Below are 19,108 nucleotides of genomic sequence, written 5' to 3' on the forward strand. Positions count from 1 at the left end.
TTTATAGTTTCATTTTAGCATCTGCGTAATCTGCAAATCTGCGAGAATAAAATAAAAAAAAACCGTCTTAAAACGGTTATTATTTTTTATATCAACTGCTCCAAGCTAGAAGTGGTGCGGTTTCGTTGATAGTCTTCCAATTTTTTTCGGATAAATCGCAAAGCAATTGGTGCAAGATAAATCAATGCGACACCAATCAACTTTTTCTTCCAATTAGAGTTGTAGAAATTTTTCTTGGCATAATTTCCCACAAAAGTTACGGCACCGATTTTCAAGGCGTTTTCAATTAAATTGGTTCCTGCATCGCTTTTTGCAAAACCGTACACCGCGTTTTTGTTCAAAACATTGTCTTTTACCGAATTAGAAATCTCCTTTACAATTTCGCCGGTGTTGATGGCGACTTTCGTTTCTCCGTCGGGTAAAACTTTTTCCTTCAAATAACGGTCGGTAAAACCATTGGTGAACGCACTCAAGCTTTCTTTTGTGTTTTCAAAAGTGAGGAGTTCTTCCATTTCCGAAACCTCTTTTTTCAGAAGTTCCTTTTTTCGGCGAAGTTCTTCTAAGCTGTTGTATTTCGTTCCCATAATTTTAAACGTTTATAGTTTTAATAATTTTATTGGCGATTCCGTTTTTGATTGAGTTTCGCGCAAGAAGCACAATAATCAAAATCAGAAGGTAAAATCCCGCCATAATGAGCAATCCGTATGCGTAATTCCCAAGATAAAAACCGATGAGAAGACCAAGACCTATATTAAGCAAAATAATAAAGAAAAGTGCAGCAACCGCAGCAATTGCAAGATAGGTAATAGTTCCTGCAGTAAGCGACGATTTCTCGGTTGCTTCCATTTTCAGGAGGTCCATTCTTTTGGATGCATATTCTTTTACAAGGTCGAGCATAATATTTTTTTTAAAGTTACAAAAAAAGGAACTTATTTCGCAAAGTTCCTTTTTATTTTAATGAATAAAACGGAATTTTTTTATGATTTCAATCCGTCCAATTCTTTTTCTACGTCTTTTACAACTTCAGCAGTTTTCGCAACAGCTTGGTCTTTATACTTGTCGTAACCTTCTTTCACGGTAGAAGCTAACTTATCAGCAGTTTCTTTAACCTGAGAAGAAATGTTTTGGTACTGATCTTTTACTTTTCCGGAAACATCCTGATATTGCTCTTTTGCTTTTTCAGACACTTTTCCGTACTGATCAACTGCTTGATCTTTTAAATCAGTTGCTTTATTTTTGATTTTTTTTCTAGTTTCTTTACCTTCTTCCGGAGCGTAAAGCATTCCTAAAACTACACCTGCTGCAGCACCTGCAAGTAAACCTGCCAAAACTCCTGCTGCGTTGTTTCCTTTTTTAGACATTTTATTGAATTTTAATAGTTAATAATAAATAGTTGTAACCGAGATCCGTAAATCTCTTTCCTAAAGTTACAATTTATATACCAATTAAAAAAGTGGACTCTTAAATTTATGTTAAATGTCATGAATATGAGAAAGGATCAAATCAATCGTTTGTCTTTTATCTAGATTGGTGTTGTCGATAAGAATGGCATCATCGGCTTTTTTTAAAGGGGCTACTTCTCTTTCGCTGTCGGTTTTGTCTCGGTAAATGAGATTTTCTTTTACGGACTTTTCGTCAGTTTTTATGCCTAAAATGGTCAGTTCTTGAAAACGCCTTCTCGTGCGTTCGTCCACACTTGCGGTGAGGAAAAATTTGTAATCTGCGTTGGGTAAAACCACGGTTCCGATATCGCGTCCGTCTAAAATAACGCCGCCTTTTTCAGCAATCGAACGTTGCGTTTCCATCAGAAAATCGCGTACTTCTTTTTGACTTGCAATCAAACTTACATTGGAAGAAACTTCATTGGTTCTGATTTCCCTTGAAATATCTTTCCCGTTCAAAAAAAGAATGAGTTCATCATTGATGTTTCTAAATTCAAGTTTGATTTTATCTAAATTTTCAAATAATCCTTGAATGTTGATTTTGCCGTCCTCATTTTGGCAGCAAGTGTTGGCGAAGTAAGTCACGCCTCTGTAAAGCGCACCGGTATCCATGTGAACCAAACCCAATTTTTGGGCGATAATTTTAGAAATGGAACTTTTCCCCGTAGACGAATAACCGTCGATGGCGATTACAGGTTTTCTCATAGGGCAAATTTCCTGATTTTTTTTGGAATTTGAAAATTCTAGAATTATTATGGAGATGGTAATTTTAATTTATATTTGAATTGCATATATTTGATTGTTGGATGTAGACAATGACAAAAATACCGCAAAAAATACTTGTAGAATTTGAAAACAACTTCTTTGAATATGATGAAGAGCAAATAATCCGCTTTAGTAAAAATAATGGAAATATTTTTGCTGTAGTAAATGACATGTGTAAAGAGGTTTATGGTTTATATATTCTTGATGAAAACGACCCTACATTTATTTGTCACATTTTTTATATTACTAAAGTTAATCAAAATTTAAAAGGTTTTGGTCTTCAAATTTCACCAACGCAAGAGAGGAGAAATCAATTTGTTTCTATTTTTTCTGCATATATTGCGAAAAACTTCCAAGATGGAAGTAAAAGACAAGTTGAAACAGTTTTTAATACTTTTCAAAATATGCAAATATTAACTTTTGAACAAAATGGTTACGACATTATTCCTGAATTACCAAATAAGAAAGCATCAATTGCAATAAAGTATAATGGTAAAGGAATTGTTCATATTCCAAGAATAACAAATGAAATAATTACAAATAACAAATTTGAAAAAGAATTTTCCACAGTACAAATTCCAAAAATTGATGAGCATTTCGTTTATTTGATGCTGAATAGAAGAAATGGATATTTCAAGATTGGAAAATCAAAAAATTCTAGAACATTAAAAATTAGAGAAAAAACTTTACAATCAGAAGAACCGGATATGATTATTGTAGGTTTATGGATTGTAAAAGAAAATTATGAAAAAATTCTACATATGGAATTTAAAGATAAGAGATTGCGAGGCGAATGGTTTAATTTAGATGAAACAGATTTAGACTTTTTACATAACAAAATGAAAAAGTTTGCGTGCATTTAAAATGAATTATCTAAAAACCCAAAATCACCTCCTATTTCCGCCCACTTCAATTAAATCAAGCGTAATTCCGAACATATTCAAATTGGAAGAATTATGGTACCGAACGTGCGCATAATCGAATTTAAAGGAAGAAATCTTAATTCCAAAACCGGCAGAAAGTCCCGCGAAACTTCTTTGGTCGAGAACTGCCAATTCATTTCCACGCTTTATATTATAGCCAAAACGCAGATTGAAAGCCTGTCCCGGAAAAATTTCAATACCTCCTGAAAGATGGTCGGTTAACTTTCTTGTCCAGTGAATTTCTTGGTCATTATTATTATAGTCTTGCGAAATATTTAGTTTTTGCAAATCGTGCGCAGTGATGGTAAATGCTAAAGGAAACTCATCCAAAACCCTCGTATAACCCAAATCCACACGGAACGCTACATTTTCCCGAATTCCGTTATAAGATTTAAACTGATACCCAAAATTTCTGAAAACCAATGCAATCGTTTCATTGCTTTGCTTATTGTGATAGGTGACTCCCGCATTTCCAACCACTGCCATAGAAGTGTAATTGTCGATTTTTGAGGTGACGAAATTGGCACTTCCTGCAACCGTCCAGTCTTCTTCAAACTGATACGCGTAACTCAAACCAACAGACGCATCCATCGCTCCAAATTCGCCGTTGATGGTCGCGCTTTCGTCGGTTCTTGGCATTTTTCCATAGTCCATGTATTTAGCGTTGAAGCCGATCAAGTGAGCTTCTCCCAAATCACGAACATAACTGATGGTTCCGTAATTGGAACCTGCAAGATATGATGCATAATTCACAGAAATCATCCGATCCTGCTCCAGATTCATCAAGCCGGGATTGGCTGCGGAAAAACTCACGTCATAATCTCTCACAGAAACCGCATCACCGCCTAAAGCAGCCTGTCTCGCCGAAACCGGAACATTTAGGAACGGATAAACATTCTCACCAACTTGCGAGAACAAAAGGGTAGAACAGAAGAGCGCTGAAGCAACGGATAATTTTTTCAAATCAGGAGTTATCTTGCAAAAATAATTTTTTTCGATATTTTCCGAAAATATTTCGCGGTAAATATAAATCTATTAACGAAATTATTTGCGTTTCCTTATATTTGCAAAGCAAAAATATTGTAATAAATTTAAAAATGAAATACAAAAGAATTCTCCTGAAATTGAGCGGCGAAGCTTTAATGGGAAACCGACAGTATGGAATCGACAACGACCGACTGAAAGAATATGCGGCAGAAATTAAAAAAGTAGTCGACAAAGGTTGTGAAGTAGCCATCGTTATCGGTGGCGGAAATATTTTCCGAGGTTTAGCCGGTGCTGCGAAAGGAATGGACAGAGTTCAAGGTGATTACATGGGAATGCTTGCAACGGTAATCAATGGAATGGCTTTACAAGGCGCGTTGGAAGATGCAGGAATTTTCACAAGGTTACAATCCGCCATTGAAATGGATAAAGTGGCAGAACCTTTCATTAAAAGAAAAGCAACAAGACATTTGGAAAAAGGCAGAGTGGTAATTTTCGGGGCAGGAACAGGAAATCCTTATTTCACAACGGATACCGCAGCAACCTTGAGAGCCATTGAAATTGGAGCCGACGTTATTTTAAAAGGAACAAGAGTCGATGGAATTTACGATTCTGATCCGGAAAAGAATGAAAACGCGGTGAAATATAATTCCTTAACTTTCGAGGATGTTTTCGAAAAAGGTCTGAAAGTGATGGATATGACTGCATTTACTTTAAGCCACGAAAACAAATTGCCAATTATCGTTTTCGATATGAATAAGGAAGGAAACCTTTTAAAAATTGTGGAAGGAGAAAACGTTGGAACTTTGGTAAATTTATGAGCAAAAGATAATCAGCAATAAGCAATTTTATTACTCATTACCCATTACTCATTACTTATTTTTAAAGAAACTTAATTATAATGGAAGAAATAGATTTAACAATCGACATGGTAAAGCAGGAAATGGAAGCTGCGATGAAACACCTTGATCACGCTTTTCAGAAAATCCGCGCAGGAAGAGCTTCTACAACGATGGTTCAAGACGTTATCGTAGAATATTACGGCGCACCAACTCCACTGAATCAGGTTGCAAACGTAATGATTCCTGATGCGATGACTATTTCGATTCAACCGTGGGATAAATCTGCGATTGGTCCGATTGAAAAGGCGATCATCAACTCTAATTTAGGATTTGCACCTTCAAACAACGGTGAAAATATTATTTTAAATGTACCGCCATTAACCGAGGAAAGACGTCGAGAACTTGCAAAACAGGCAAAAGCAGAAGCAGAAGCTACCAAAATCACGGTTAGAAACGCCCGTCACGACGGAATGAAGGAATTGAAAAAAATCGAAGGAGTTTCTGAAGATTTAATCAAAGTTGCAGAAGCCGATATTCAGGAGCTTACCGACAAATATGTGAAGCTTTGTGATGATCATTTCAAGGTGAAAGAAGGGGAGATTATGAAAGTTTAATGGTGGGTGAGTTGGCGTGTTTGTGAGTGGGTGAGTGAACAAAGTCAGACCTTTCAAACAACAGCAAACCATTTCAAATAATAAAAAAGTCTCGAAATTTTCGGGACTTTTTGCTTTTCTAATCATTATTTTTTTCCGCGAAACTGAAAATGCTACCCAGCTTTATTTTGGAATAACCATATGATTTTATTTTGGAAGAATTTATCATTGCTTGTGCCAAAACATCCGTTGGTAAAGGTTTTTGGCTTTCGAAGATGCCTAATTTGTTGGCAAATTTGATGATTTTTCCGCCCAAAACTTCGCCGGTTCTTTCAGAATCTTTTCGCTCCAACATTCCGGGTTGAAAGATAGTCATTTTATTAAAATGAAGATTTTTCACTTCCTTTTCCAGTTCGCCTTTCATTCGGGAGTAGAAAATTTTCGAATTTGAATTTGCGCCATACGATGAAACTAAAATGTAATCTTCAACCTCGTTTTCTTTAGCGTTTTTGGCAAATTGATATTGATAATCGAAATCTACTTTTCGTTGCGCGTCTTTACTTCCAGCGTCCTTCAAAGTAGTCCCAAGACAGGAAAAAGCAACGTCGCCTTTTATTAAATCTTTCCATTCCTCAGGTTTTTCGAAATCTACAACATGGGCTTTCAATTTTTCATTTTCAATATTTAGAGGTCGCCTTACGAAGGCGTGAACTTCCTGAAAATCTTTATCTTCCAATAATTTATTCACCAAATCTTTTCCGGTTGCGCCTGTTGCGCCGATAACGAGAGCTTTCATAATTTATAAATGATAGTTGATAAACGATAAATGATTTCTTAAAATTACTAAATTTGAATGATATAAATATCACTTATTAATTATCATTCATCATTCATGCTTGCCGAAGAAATCCGAGATTACTGTTTGACCAAAAAAGGAGTCACCGAAAGTTTTCCTTTCGATGCGGAAACGTTGGTGTTTAAAGTAGGAGGGAAGATGTTTTTGTTGATTCCACTAGAAAAACAGCCTGCGCAATTTTCAGCGAAAGCCGAACCTGATTACAGTGTGGAATTACGGGAACGTTTTCCGCAAATTACGGGAGCGTATCATATGAACAAACTCCATTGGAATTCCGTGGTTTGCGACGGTTTGAAAAAGGATTTGATTCTAAAACTGATTGATGATTCTTATGAATTAGTTTTTAAATCTTTGACCAGGAAAATGCAGCAGGATGTTTTGAATTCATTGTAATTAAAAGAAAAAAGCATCCATTTTCAGGATGCCTTTTGAGTTTGAAAAATTTATTTTTCATCATTTGTGACGTGTTCATTCAGTTGTACTGGTTGACTTTTTTTGTTGACGCGCATTTGTATGATGTCAACAAGCAGCGAAAATGCCATCGCAAAATAAATGTAGCCTTTCGGAATTTCGCCTTCAAAACCTTCTACGATAAGGGAGAATCCGATAAGTAGGAGGAAGGAAAGTGCAAGAATTTTAAACGCAGGATGACGGTTCACAAAATCACTGATTGGTCTTGCTGCAATCAACATTACAATCACAGAAACAATTACCGCAGTGTACATTACCCAAAGTTCTTTTACCATTCCTACCGCAGTAATGATGGAGTCGATTGAGAAAACAAAATCCATAATTAAAATCTGTGCGATAATTGCGCTGAATGTAACGTTGGTTAAACTTTTAGTAACGTTACCATCTTCTCCCTCCATTTTATGATAAATTTCGGAGGTACTTTTATAAATCAGAAAGAGACCTCCCAAAATCAAAATCAGTTCTTTTCCGGTAATTCCCATTCCAAAAATCGTAAAGAAATTCTTATCCAATTTCATTATTTGAACGATGAGGAGCAAAAGTCCTAAACGCATTACTGCTGCGAGCAAAATTCCGACGTTGCGGGCTTTTCGCTGTTGTTCTTTTGGTAGTTTATTCGCTAAAATCGAGATGAAAATGATGTTGTCGATTCCCAAAACCACTTCTAGTGCGATTAAGGTAAGCAGTGAGATAATAATTTCTATTTCCATATTTTTTGATTAAATTTTCGTCTTGCAAAAGCAAAAATTATACCAAATGATAGTAATACTATCGTTAATAATTGTAAATATTTAACAATATTTTGTAAGGCTATTTTAATTTAATATTTTTGTATGTAAAATAAAATTTTCTTCATGTGGAAATTCAATTAAAATTTAAAGTAACCGACGCACTTTATCTACGCGACCCTGAATCAACGGACACCGGAAAATCTATTGTTAGATCGTCGATAGAACTGATGGGTGAAATTGGCTATGAACAGTTTACCTTCAAAAAATTGGCGGCGTATAATCACACTACGGAAGCTACTATTTATCGATACTTTGCCAATAAACATAAATTATTGCTTTATATCCTGAACTGGTATTGGAACTATATTTTTTACCTCTCGCAAATTGTTGCAAACAGCGCTAAAACTCCCAGGGAACAATTGCAGAAAATTTTAAGAATTATCACACACACCGACGAGAATTTTTCTGATCTGTTGGATTACAATATCGATACGCTCTATGAAATCGTCATTTCCGAGAGCAGTAAAGTATATTTGGTAAAGGAGGTGGATGAAATTAATAAGGAAAACGTTTTTACGCCATATAAGGATTTGTGCGGCTACATTGCAGGAATCATTTTATTGGTAAATCCAAATTATCAGTACCCAAAATCTTTGTCAAGTACCATTATGGAAACCGCTCATGACCAACAGTTTTTCAGTATGCACCTTCCCAAACTTACGGATAATGATACTAATGAACACCGAGAATACGTTTTGGAATTTTTAAAAAATTTGGTTTTTAAATTGCTTTAGAAAGGGTAAATTTCAGTAATTTTCTTATCCTCGTCGAGTCTTTCAATCAATTTTTCCATACTTTCAAATTTGATTTCATCGTGCAAGAATTCTCGGAAATTCACGGAGATTTCTTCACCATAAATTTCTTCATTAAAATCAAGGATATAAACTTCGGTAGAGAGTGAATTTCCATTTACGGTGGGATTTGTTCCAATGCTCAACATTCCCTTCAGGTGATTATTTTTAACATAAACATCAACAATATAAGCACCTTTTTTCGGTAAAAGTTTTATAGGATTTACAGCAATATTCGCAGTTGGATAACCGATTGTCCTACCGATTTTTTTTCCGTGGACAACTTCTCCCGAAACAGAATAAACGTAACCCAACATTTCTGCGGCTTCCTTCACATTTCCTACACTCAACGCATTTCTAATCTGGGTAGAACTGATGTGTTTGTCGTGAAAATCAACCGCTTCAACTTGTTCCACTTCAAAACCAAATTCGGGAGCCATTTTTTGTAAAAGTTGAAAATCACCGCTTTTATTTTTCCCAAAAGTATGGTCGTAACCGATGATTAAATGTTTTACGTTGAGTTTTTCGACCAAGATTTGTTTTACAAATTCTTCTCCGGTCAAATTTCTAAAATCTTCATCAAATTCCTTTAAAAACAAATTCTGAACACCGTTCTTTTCTAATAGATAGGTTTTTTCATCAATCGTGTTCAGCAATTTCAAATCGTCATTCGGGTTGAAAACAGTTCTTGGATGTGGCCAAAAAGTAAAAACTGCAGATTCCAAATTTTTTTGTTCCGCCATCAAATTCAATTTTTTAATGATGCTTTGATGACCTTTGTGAACGCCATCAAACATTCCTATTGAAAGTGAAAGTGGAATAGTTGAAGAAATTGCGTTTAAGTCTTTAATGATTTTCAAGCCGAGAAATTTTGATTTGCAAAAATATCTTTTTTAAATGAATTGTGCGCTTAAAAAAACATCCATCACCCAACATCCAACACCCCGCAAATTATATGATAAAAATCTTCTTTTCTGAAATTGCAGATTTACTAAATATCACTATATTTGCACACACGAAAAAATTTAGCAATGGCAAACCCAATTAAAGGAAAAATTTCTCAAATTATCGGTCCGGTTATCGACGTGGTTTTTAAAGATGCAGAAGCACTTCCAAAGATTTACGACGCTCTTGAAATCACTAAAACTGACGGGACAAAACTTATTCTCGAAGTTGAACAACATATCGGTGAAGATTCTGTAAGATGTATCGCAATGGATGCAACCGACGGTCTTCAGAGAGGTCAGGAAGTTACAGGTTCAGGTAAACAAATTACGATGCCAACAGGTGAAGGTGTTTACGGAAGACTTTTTAACGTGGTTGGAGACGCGATCGACGGAATTCAACAGGTTTCTAAAGAAACAGGTTTGCCGATTCACAGAGAAGCTCCGAAATTTGACCAATTGTCAACTTCTGCGGAAGTTCTTTTTACAGGGATTAAAGTTATTGACCTTGTTGAACCTTACGCAAAAGGAGGTAAAATCGGTTTGTTCGGTGGAGCAGGTGTTGGTAAAACGGTATTGATCCAGGAATTAATTAACAATATTGCAAAAGGTCACGGTGGACTTTCTGTATTCGCAGGAGTAGGAGAAAGAACCAGAGAAGGAAACGACCTTTTGAGAGAAATGCTTGAATCTGGTATTATTAAATATGGCGACGATTTCATGCACTCTATGGAAAATGGAGGATGGGATTTGTCTAAAGTAAATCTTGAGGAAATGAAAGACTCTAAATGTACTTTCGTTTTTGGACAGATGAACGAACCACCGGGAGCAAGAGCGAGAGTTGCACTTTCAGGTTTGACGATTGCAGAATATTTCCGTGACGGTGACGGACAAGGACAGGGAAGAGACGTATTGTTCTTCGTTGACAACATTTTCCGTTTTACACAGGCAGGTTCTGAAGTATCTGCACTTCTTGGAAGGATGCCTTCTGCGGTAGGTTATCAACCAACTTTGGCTTCTGAAATGGGTGCGATGCAGGAAAGAATTACTTCCACTAAAAATGGTTCCATTACTTCAGTTCAGGCGATTTATGTTCCTGCGGATGACTTAACTGACCCGGCTCCTGCAACAACGTTTGCTCACTTGGATGCAACTACCGTATTGGACAGAAAAATTGCTTCATTAGGTATTTATCCAGCTGTTGATCCATTGGCTTCAACTTCAAGAATCTTGACTCCCGAAATTTTAGGAGATGAACATTACGACTGTGCACAAAGAGTAAAAGAAATCCTTCAAAAATATAAAGCATTGCAGGATATCATCGCGATTCTTGGGATGGAAGAACTTTCAGAAGAAGATAAACTGGCGGTTTACCGTGCGAGAAAAGTGCAGAGATTCCTTTCTCAGCCGTTCCACGTTGCAGAGCAGTTTACAGGTATTCCAGGAGCATTGGTTGATATCAAAGATACCATCAAAGGTTTCAACATGATTATTGATGGTGAGTTGGATCACCTTCCGGAAGCGGCTTTCAACTTGAAAGGAACCATCGAGGAAGCGATCGAGCACGGACAAAAAATGTTGGCGGAAAACGCATAATTAGAAAATAGAATAAAGAAAAAAGAGTTAAGACTTCTCTTTTTTCTTTTCTCTTTACTCTTTAAGTCTAAAAATATGAATATCAAAATTTTAACTCCGGAATTTGTAGTTTTTGATGGCGAAGTAAGTTCAGTGCTTCTTCCCGGTAAGAATGGCGATTTCCATATCATGAAAGATCACGCCGCGATTGTAGCTTCGTTGGTAGGTGGAAAGGTAAAAGTTTTCACAAATGAAATCAAGGAAGATTTCGCAAAACATTTCACGAAAGAAAATGAAAAAGAAAGTGTTTTCTCTTTCCCCGTGAAAAGCGGAGTGGTTGAATTCAATAATAATAAAGGTATTATTCTCGCTGAGTAATTGGCTTTAAAACATAATTATAGTTCCCGAAATTTTTTTTCGGGAATTTTTTCTTTATTTAATTATTATTAGCTGATTTTCCGCTTGCAGCAAATTTAGCGAATGTTTTAGACACAATTACTACACATTTGAGACAATTCGATTTCATTTTTCAATTTGTTACTATTTTTAAGGAAGACATCTACTTTAGAATATATTTAAATTTTTTTAATCCTCTGATGTGAAACCAAAATTAAAATCCCAATCAACATTACCGAAACAATTGAAGCATTCAGCGTTCCCAAATCCAAACCGCCTTTTGCCACAGGTTTTGTGAGGAAATCACCGAAAGTTGCTCCAAACGGTCTTGTAAAAATAAATGCAATCCAAAATAACAAAATATGGTTGAATTCGGTGAAATAGTGGAGTAGAACCACCATCATGATAATAGCACCCGTAATCATCGCGCCCTGTAAATAACTCAAACCCAAATTGTCTTTCAAGAAATCACCGAAAGCCGTTCCCAAACTGTTGGAAAACAAAACCGCAATCCAAAAATAGATTTCTTTATTTCGCTCAAAAATAGGGTAGAATTCCAGATTTCCAAATTTTTTGTACCACAGAAATAGCGTTAACAAAAGCCCACAAACCAATAGCAAACTTCCCCACTCATAACCAAGATGCAGACTTCTGTCAATAAAATCCGAAATTTCCGTACCAAAAGTTGTGGTTCCGATAATGACGAGCCAATAAAAAACGGGAATATATTTTTTCAGCGATAGTTGAATCGTTAAGACCACAATAAAGAACAGAAAAGTAATTGCAATTCCGACCACATAACCCAAGTTCAAAGTCTGCGCGATAAAATCTCCGAGTGTTTCGCCCAAAGTCGTCGCGATAATTTTCATCAACCAAAAAAGAAGGGTAATTTCCGCAACTTTGTTGAAGTTGGTTTTATTCAGTTTTTCCATGATAAAAAAGTGACAGCAATTTTGCACCCACTTTTAGAATATTTTCCTTAAAATTTGATTAAAAAAATCTTCGCCAAAGTTGCGGAAATCTATCAAAGTTCTATTCTACAAATCCAAGTCTCCCGCCGCTTCCGGTTGATAAATAATCTCATCGATAATAATTTTCGTAACTCCGGAAGGAACAATCCATTCGATTTCGTCATTTACGCCATAACCGATCAAAGCAGCTGCAACTGGAGAAAAAATCGAAACTTTTCCGTTTCTGAAATCTGCCTGATTGGGATATACAATTTGAAACTGCATTTCCTTTTTATTGTTTTCAAAATGAAATTTAACGATAGAATTCATTGTCACCACATCTGCGGGAATTTCTTCCGACTTTACAATTTTTGCGGAATGTAGCTCTGCCAACAACTTTTCGGCTTCATCTTTTTTAATGGAATTGCTCTGTTTGGCGTTGGTTATCGCTTGATGGATCCTTGTATAATCTTGTTTTGTAATTAATATTTGTTTCATGATGTTTGGTTTAATAATAAAAAAACCGTCTGAATTTTTCAAACGGTTTATAAGAAAATAATTTTTGAAAAATTCTAAATCGGTTTGAAAGACAAGTTTTGTTCTTCTAAAAGTTTTTGCGCCTGTTCTTTGTAAAAACCAGAAACCAACTTTTCGTGGATGGCTTCAAACGCCGCCAAAGTTTCGTTGATTTCGGAATCGGTGTGCGAAGCGGTTGGAATCAATCTCAACAAAATCATTCCTTTTGGAATTACGGGATATACCACTACAGAAGTGAAAATTCCGTAATTTTCTCTCAAATCTTTTGAAAGCAGGGTAGCTTCAACCGGCGTTCCTTCCATCATAACGGGAGTAACACAAGTATTGGTGTTTCCCAGGTTAAATCCTCTTTCTTTCAAACCGTTTTGAAGCTTGTGCACGTTCTCCCAAAGCTTTGCCTTGATTTCTGGTCTCGAACGAAGCAATTCCAATCTTTTTAATCCTCCGATAACCATTGGCATCGTTAAAGATTTTGCGAAGATTTGCGAACGCAGGTTATATTTTAAAATTCTGATGATGTCTTTATCTCCTGCGATAAATGCTCCAAACCCCGCCATCGATTTTGCGAAGGTCGAGAAGTAAACATCAATCTGGTCTTGACAACCTTGCTCTTCACCTGCTCCAGCTCCAGTTTTTCCTAAAGTACCGAAACCGTGTGCATCATCCACCAAAAGTCGGAAACTGAATTTTGCCTTCAAATCACAAATTTCTTTCAGTTTTCCCTGCATTCCACGCATTCCAAAAACTCCTTCCGTAATCACTAACACTCCACCGCCGTTTTCTTCTGCAACTTTGGTTGCTCTTGCGAGATTTTTCTCTAAACTCTCAATGTCGTTATGTTTAAAAGTAAAACTTTTTCCCATGTGTAAACGAACTCCATCCACAATACATGCGTGAGAATCTGCGTCATAAACGATTACGTCGTGTCTTGAAACCAAAGCATCAATTGTAGAAACCATTCCCTGGTAACCGAAATTCAAAAGATATGCAGCTTCTTTTCCAACAAATTCTGCTAATTCTCTTTCCAATTGTTGGTGTTGCTCGGTTTCTCCAGACATTGCTCTTGCTCCCATCGGATAGAACATTCCGTATTCTGCGGCTGCTTTTGCGTCGGTCTCTAAAACTTCTGGGTGATTGCACAATCCGAGGTAATCGTTTGCACTCCAAAAAACTACCTCTTTCCCTTGAAATTTCATTCGCGGTCCGATTGGTCCTTCTAATTTTGGGAAAACGAAATATCCTTCTCCATAATCTGCAAACTGTCCCAAAGGTCCCGGATTTTTTCGTAACCGGTCAAAAATATCTGTCATTATCTTATTTGGTTTTTAAATTTAAAATTAAGTAACAAAGTTAATTAAAATTCACCTCAAATAAAAACCTTTTGCAGTGAAACAAAAGGTTTTAGTATGATAACTATGAAAATTGATCGAAATTAATTTTCTGTTTATTATTTGATGATTTCAGTTTTAAAAACTTCGTCATAATTATGAACGCAATTACTGATGAATCCTTGTTCTTCCATCCATTTATCGCTATACACTTTGGTGATGTATCTTGAACCGTGGTCTGGAAAAATGGCAACCACCACATCATCTTTTGAAAACTCGTGAGAATTTGCATATTGCAAAAGCCCTTGAACAACAGCTCCAGTTGTATAGCCACCCATGATGGCTTCTTTCAGTGCGATTTCTCTTGTTCTGTATGCGGACATTTCATCATTTACTCGAACAAACTCATCTACTTGGTCGAAAAGAAGCGCGGAAGGAATCAGATTTTTTCCCATACCTTCAATTTGATAGGGATGGATATCGTCTTTATTTATTTTTCCGGTTTCGTGGAAACCTTTTAAAATAGAACCTGAAGCATCAACTCCGATAATTTTGATGTTAGGATTTTTCTCCTTTAAATATTTTGCTGAACCCGATAAAGTTCCACCAGTTCCTGTACAAGCGATAAGATGCGTAATTTTACCTTCCGTTTGCTCCCAAATTTCAGGACCAGTTGTTTGGTAATGAGCATCAATATTCAGTTCGTTGAAGTATTGGTTGATGTAGATAGAACCCGGAGTTTCCGCAGCAATTCTTTTAGCGACTTCGTAATAAGAACGAGGGTCATCTGCAGGAACATTTGCCGGACAAATATAAACGGTGGCTCCAAGTGCCTTTAAGTAGGCTATTTTTTCTTTCTTTGTCTTATTGCTTACTGCAAGAATACATTTATAACCTTTAATGATACATACCATGGCGATGGAAAATCCGGTGTTTCCCGAAGTGGTTTCAACAATCGTTGAACCTGGCTTCAGAAGACCTTTTTTTTCAGCCGCCTCTATAATATGGATTGCTATTCTGTCTTTGGTGGAATGGCCGGGATTATAAGATTCTAATTTGGCATAAACAGTTGCGGGAATATCTTTGGTTACTGTATTTAATTTCACCATAGGAGTATTGCCGATTAAGCCAAGAATGTTATCGTAAACATTAGTCATTTTTCGTCATTTTTTCTCTATAAAACCGTCTGCAAAAATACTAAAAAATTAATAAATCAGCAATAGTTCTGTAAGTTTATGATTTATTGCATATTAATAGGCGAATATTTTCGGAAAACGCTAATTTTTTTCGCTGCAAAAACAACGCCAATCCTTAATTTTTGTTAAAATCCAAATAGAGTAAACGAAAAACCTTATTTTCGCAACATTGAAATTTATTTATGAAGAACTGGACTTTTAAACAGTGGAACACCATTTTGGGATGGGTGGTTTTCGTCATTGCTTTTTTCACTTATTTATCAACAATTGAAAAGAATTTTAGCTTTTGGGATACCGGAGAATATATTGCTTCTGCCGTAAAATTGGAAGTTACTCACGCACCTGGAGCTGCATTATTTCAGTTGGTAGGAGCAGTTGCTGCAATGTTTGCGTTTGGAAATGGTGAAAATTATTCCATCGTGATTAATGCTATGTCGGCTTTGTTCAGTGCATTGACGATACTTTTTCTGTTTTGGACAATTACCCATTTGGTTCGAAGACTTCTAAATAAAGATTTTGATGAAATCACGAAGCATCAGGAAATTTCGATATTGTTTGCAGGAGTTATCGGTGCTCTTTGTTTTACGTTTTCAGATACGTTTTGGTTTTCTGCGGTAGAAGGTGAAGTTTATTCGATGGCATCCATGTTTATCGCACTTTTGGTTTGGCTCATAACCAAATGGGAAAATGAGTACCATGATTCTGATAACGAAAGATGGATTATCCTTATATTTTTTGTAACTGGTTTGTCAGTAGGTGTTCACATGATGTGCATGTTGGCGATTCCTGCGGTTTGTCTGATGTATTACGCAAGAAATTACGAGTTCACCTGGAAAAGTTTTCTTTGGGCAAATGTAGTTACCTTAGTTATTCTTGGAATTGTATTTAAAGGAATTTTCCCTCTCATCATGACGCTTTTCGGTAAAATGGAGATTTTTGCAGTGAATGGAATTGGTCTTCCTTTCCATTCGGGAACGGTGATTGCGTTTATCATTTTGATAGCGCTTTGTTATTTCGCTTTAAATTATGCCAGAAAAAGTGGTAAAAATATTTATCAAACAATCGTTTTATCGGTGATTTATATGATTATTGGATTCTCATGTTGGATGGTGATTCCGATTCGTGCCACTGCAAATCCGCCGATGAACCTGAACAATCCAGACAACGCAATCGGAATGCTCGACTATTACAACCGTGAACAATATGGCGACTGGCCAACTTCTTACGGCCAAAATTATACCGCTTACCTCGATGCAAACGGAATCCAAAAAAATGAGGACGGAAGCTACAAATCCAACAAAACTGGAGATGTTTACGAAAAAGACGAAAAAACGGGAACGTACAGAAAAGTTGGGGAAAGGTTTAATTACGTTTTCAGTCAGGATCATGTAAGTTTTCTGCCGAGAATGTTCAGCGAGGATCAAGATGTGATGCAAAACTACATTTCGATGTACGGAGCGCCGGATTTCTCCTTTAATTATGCCAATGAAGATGTCGCCGATAATCCAGAAGCTAAAAAGATTTTTGAGGATTTACGCAGAAAATATGAAGACGGCACCATTAAGGCATCTGATTATCTGAAAGTAAAACCTTACAATTTAATCAATGTTCAAAGACCTTCTTTAGCGCAAAACTTGGATTATTTTTTCACTTTCCAAAACGGATATTATTTTGTGAGATATTTGATGTGGAACTTCGTGGGACGACAAAACGACCTTGAAGGAAATATGGAAAATACCAAAGGAAACTGGATTTCTGGAATTCCGTTTATCGATAATTCTATGTATGGCGACCAAAGTAAAATGCCTGCAAAATACAAGAATGAATCTACGGTGGCTTTTTTCTTCTTGCCGCTTTTATTGGGATTAATCGGCTTTTTCTTTCAACTCAATAAAGATTTTGGTCGATTTTACGCGATACTTTCGCTATTCATTTTAACCAGTGTCGGAATTGTTTTCTATACCGGAGTGAAACCTTTCGAAGTTCGTGAAAGAGATTACGCAATGGTAGGTTCCTTCTACGCATTCGCCATTTGGATTGGACTTGGAGCAGCTGCCTTGCTTTGGTTTATTCAGGAAAAAATAAAATCTAATGCTGTAAATGTTGGTGCAGGAATCTTTCTTCTAGGAATTCCTTTAATGATGGGGTTTCAGAATTATAATCCACACGACAGAAGCAATCGATATACTGCCTATGATTATTCCTATTCCACATTAAAATCATTACCAAAAAACGATATTCTTTTTGTTTACGGTGATAACGACACCTATCCAATTTGGGGAATGCAGGAAACTTCAGGACTTCGCGATGATGTAAAAGTGGTGAATTTCACTTTACTTTCCACACCTTGGAATATTGACCAAGTAAAGAGAAGAACCTACAATTCAATGCCGGTTCCCTCCGTTTTTAATCATGAGGATTACCGTGATGGTTCCAACGACCAAATTTATTTGATGAGCAAAGACGACTGGGAAAATATTTTTGCTAATTTGAAAGATGCAGGAGCTCCCGAAGAACCATTTGCTGAATTTAAAAAGTATTTAACGCAGGATTCGATGACGTTGAAAGAAGCGGTCAATTTCATCAAACACAAATCTGCTGGAAAAGATGAAATCCTGAAAATGCTTTATGGTGAAGAAAAATACGAGAAATTTAACTTCCTTCCGGTTTCGAAATTTATCTTACCTGTAAACAAAGAAAATGCGATAAAATCTGGAATTATTGAGGCTAAAGATTTATCACAAACCGTTGACCAAATCCCGATTGAGTATAAAAGCAACAGCATGTTCAAGAATAATTTGATGATGATGGATATTCTTGCCAACTTCGATTGGAAGCGACCAATCAATTTTTCTTCGGGCGGAATTTACGACCCTGAAAATATTTTCTATCTCGGCGATTATTTGCAGTTTGATGGTTTCAGCTACCGACTGGTTCCAATTAACACGCCGGAAAGAGAAGATGGAGAAATGGGTAGAGTAGATGCAAATTCGCTGTACAACATCGTGAAAAATTACAGATGGGGTAATTTCAAAGACCTGAGTGTTCACTTCGATGAGACCTGTACGCAAAATATTATAGGTTATAGAAGTTCGGCAAGTCGTGCTGCAGAAGCACTTTCACTTTCGGGACAAAAAGCGAAAGCCATTGAGATTTTGGATTTGGCTTCAAAAGAAATTCCGGTTTCAAAATACAATGACCCACGTTCTTTAAGCTCGATTGTTTATGGTTACATTGTTTCCGGACAGGAACAGAAAGGACTTAAACTCGCGGAAGATCTGAAAAAGGGAATCTTTGAGGAATACGATTACTACAGCAAATTGTCACCAAATGAGCAAAGATTTATCGGAAAAGCGATGCGCACAAAACCGGTGGAATATTCTTTGGTTGTGGCTGCAGTTTCTGATGGTTACGACAAAATCGGCCAGAAAAACAAAGGTTACGATTATTTGGTGAAATCTTTAGAACCAATCGACAAGCGTTTCAACAATTTCGTGAAAGAGCTCAAAGCAATGGGCAAAGAAAAAGCCTACAAAGAATCCGAAAACGTACAAAAAATCACACCTTTCTACACTTATCTGTTCGATGTGATGAATCCGTATGATTCTACTTATGCTAAAGAAAAAGAGGCACAAATTACGGATGCGATTATGAAGGCGGCGCAGTAGATTGTTTGAGGGTTAGAGAGTTTGATAGTGCGAGTATTTGAGTATTCGTGATTGAT

At 36.5% G+C, this 19,108-nt stretch carries 20 protein-coding genes; 8 read left to right on the plus strand and 12 right to left on the minus strand.

All coding sequences use genetic code 11. The features are described 5' to 3' along the window. Positions 1-86: 86 nt before the first annotated feature. The 4 genes from J4771_RS01890 to cmk form a co-directional block, all read right to left on the minus strand. On the minus strand, positions 87-584 hold the full coding sequence (locus tag J4771_RS01890) for a phosphoribosyl-ATP pyrophosphatase (RefSeq protein WP_224135862.1): 498 nt from the start codon (positions 582-584) through the stop codon (positions 87-89). A gap of 4 nt (positions 585-588) precedes the next feature. Beyond that, positions 589-897, minus strand: a complete 309-nt coding sequence (locus J4771_RS01895; protein WP_224135864.1) for a phage holin family protein — start codon at positions 895-897, stop codon at positions 589-591. An 80-nt stretch (positions 898-977) separates the two neighbouring features. Continuing rightward, positions 978-1,361 (minus strand): YtxH domain-containing protein, encoded by a 384-nt coding sequence (locus tag J4771_RS01900; protein ID WP_224135866.1) that lies wholly within the window; start codon positions 1,359-1,361, stop codon positions 978-980. Between the two features lie 111 nt (positions 1,362-1,472). Continuing rightward, positions 1,473-2,147 carry a (d)CMP kinase gene (cmk, locus tag J4771_RS01905; RefSeq protein ID WP_224135869.1) on the minus strand — a complete coding sequence of 225 codons (675 nt, stop codon included), beginning with the start codon at positions 2,145-2,147 and terminating at the stop codon, positions 1,473-1,475. Between the two features lie 110 nt (positions 2,148-2,257). On the opposite strand from cmk, the gene J4771_RS01910 reads away from it, so the two are divergent. Next, on the plus strand, positions 2,258-3,070 hold the full coding sequence (locus J4771_RS01910; RefSeq protein WP_224135871.1) for a GIY-YIG nuclease family protein: 813 nt from the start codon (positions 2,258-2,260) through the stop codon (positions 3,068-3,070). 24 nt (positions 3,071-3,094) lie between these two features. Here J4771_RS01910 and porQ read toward each other — a convergent pair whose 3' ends face one another. After that, positions 3,095-4,093 (minus strand): type IX secretion system protein PorQ, encoded by a 999-nt coding sequence (porQ, locus tag J4771_RS01915; protein WP_224135873.1) that lies wholly within the window; start codon positions 4,091-4,093, stop codon positions 3,095-3,097. Between the two features lie 134 nt (positions 4,094-4,227). Here porQ and pyrH point away from each other — a divergent pair, with 134 nt between their 5' ends. Together pyrH and frr are read left to right on the plus strand one after the other, a co-directional pair. Further along, positions 4,228-4,935, plus strand: coding sequence for a UMP kinase (gene pyrH, locus J4771_RS01920; protein ID WP_224135874.1), 708 nt, complete (start codon positions 4,228-4,230; stop codon positions 4,933-4,935). A gap of 80 nt (positions 4,936-5,015) precedes the next feature. Next, the gene (gene frr / locus J4771_RS01925; protein WP_224135875.1) at positions 5,016-5,570 is read left to right on the plus strand and encodes a ribosome recycling factor; all 555 of its coding nucleotides are present in this window, start codon (positions 5,016-5,018) and stop codon (positions 5,568-5,570) included. A gap of 118 nt (positions 5,571-5,688) precedes the next feature. On the opposite strand, the gene J4771_RS01930 is transcribed toward frr, so the two are convergent. Continuing rightward, complete coding sequence (locus J4771_RS01930; protein WP_224135876.1) at positions 5,689-6,345, minus strand: NAD(P)H-binding protein; 657 nt, start codon at positions 6,343-6,345, stop codon at positions 5,689-5,691. Between the two features lie 96 nt (positions 6,346-6,441). On the opposite strand from J4771_RS01930, the gene J4771_RS01935 reads away from it, so the two are divergent. Beyond that, on the plus strand, positions 6,442-6,798 hold the full coding sequence (locus J4771_RS01935; RefSeq protein ID WP_224135877.1) for an MmcQ/YjbR family DNA-binding protein: 357 nt from the start codon (positions 6,442-6,444) through the stop codon (positions 6,796-6,798). A 50-nt stretch (positions 6,799-6,848) separates the two neighbouring features. On the opposite strand, the gene J4771_RS01940 is transcribed toward J4771_RS01935, so the two are convergent. After that, positions 6,849-7,586, minus strand: a complete 738-nt coding sequence (locus J4771_RS01940) for a TerC family protein (protein WP_224135878.1) — start codon at positions 7,584-7,586, stop codon at positions 6,849-6,851. A gap of 146 nt (positions 7,587-7,732) precedes the next feature. Between J4771_RS01940 and J4771_RS01945 the strand changes: the two genes are divergently transcribed. Next, complete coding sequence (locus tag J4771_RS01945) at positions 7,733-8,401, plus strand: TetR/AcrR family transcriptional regulator (RefSeq protein ID WP_224135879.1); 669 nt, start codon at positions 7,733-7,735, stop codon at positions 8,399-8,401. On the opposite strand, the gene J4771_RS01950 is transcribed toward J4771_RS01945, so the two are convergent. Continuing rightward, positions 8,398-9,318 carry a bifunctional riboflavin kinase/FAD synthetase gene (locus J4771_RS01950; protein WP_224135880.1) on the minus strand — a complete coding sequence of 307 codons (921 nt, stop codon included), beginning with the start codon at positions 9,316-9,318 and terminating at the stop codon, positions 8,398-8,400. The two genes, J4771_RS01945 and J4771_RS01950, sit on opposite strands and share 4 nt — an antisense overlap. A gap of 171 nt (positions 9,319-9,489) precedes the next feature. On the opposite strand from J4771_RS01950, the gene atpD reads away from it, so the two are divergent. Together atpD and J4771_RS01960 are read left to right on the plus strand one after the other, a co-directional pair. Beyond that, a complete protein-coding gene (gene atpD, locus J4771_RS01955; RefSeq protein ID WP_224135882.1) occupies positions 9,490-10,998 on the plus strand; it encodes a F0F1 ATP synthase subunit beta in 1,509 nt (502 codons plus the stop codon). A 75-nt stretch (positions 10,999-11,073) separates the two neighbouring features. Continuing rightward, entirely contained in the window at positions 11,074-11,355 is a 282-nt protein-coding gene (locus J4771_RS01960) for a FoF1 ATP synthase subunit delta/epsilon (RefSeq protein WP_224135884.1), read from the plus strand. Between the two features lie 197 nt (positions 11,356-11,552). On the opposite strand, the gene J4771_RS01965 is transcribed toward J4771_RS01960, so the two are convergent. The 4 genes from J4771_RS01965 to J4771_RS01980 all read right to left on the minus strand — a co-directional run bounded on the left by J4771_RS01965 (position 11,553) and on the right by J4771_RS01980 (position 15,345). After that, the gene (locus tag J4771_RS01965) at positions 11,553-12,305 is read right to left on the minus strand and encodes a COG4705 family protein (protein ID WP_224135886.1); all 753 of its coding nucleotides are present in this window, start codon (positions 12,303-12,305) and stop codon (positions 11,553-11,555) included. 105 nt (positions 12,306-12,410) lie between these two features. Continuing rightward, a complete protein-coding gene (rnk, locus tag J4771_RS01970) occupies positions 12,411-12,821 on the minus strand; it encodes a nucleoside diphosphate kinase regulator (RefSeq protein WP_224135889.1) in 411 nt (136 codons plus the stop codon). Positions 12,822-12,895: 74 nt separating this feature from the next. Continuing rightward, positions 12,896-14,170, minus strand: a complete 1,275-nt coding sequence (locus J4771_RS01975) for an aminotransferase class I/II-fold pyridoxal phosphate-dependent enzyme (protein ID WP_224135891.1) — start codon at positions 14,168-14,170, stop codon at positions 12,896-12,898. 137 nt (positions 14,171-14,307) lie between these two features. After that, the gene (locus J4771_RS01980) at positions 14,308-15,345 is read right to left on the minus strand and encodes a PLP-dependent cysteine synthase family protein (protein WP_224135893.1); all 1,038 of its coding nucleotides are present in this window, start codon (positions 15,343-15,345) and stop codon (positions 14,308-14,310) included. Between the two features lie 221 nt (positions 15,346-15,566). Here J4771_RS01980 and J4771_RS01985 point away from each other — a divergent pair, with 221 nt between their 5' ends. Further along, complete coding sequence (locus J4771_RS01985) at positions 15,567-19,052, plus strand: glycosyltransferase family 117 protein (RefSeq protein WP_224135895.1); 3,486 nt, start codon at positions 15,567-15,569, stop codon at positions 19,050-19,052. Positions 19,053-19,108 lie beyond the last annotated feature (56 nt).

It is taken from the genome of Candidatus Kaistella beijingensis (assembly GCF_020084865.1).
Lineage (GTDB): Bacteria > Bacteroidota > Bacteroidia > Flavobacteriales > Weeksellaceae > Kaistella > Kaistella beijingensis.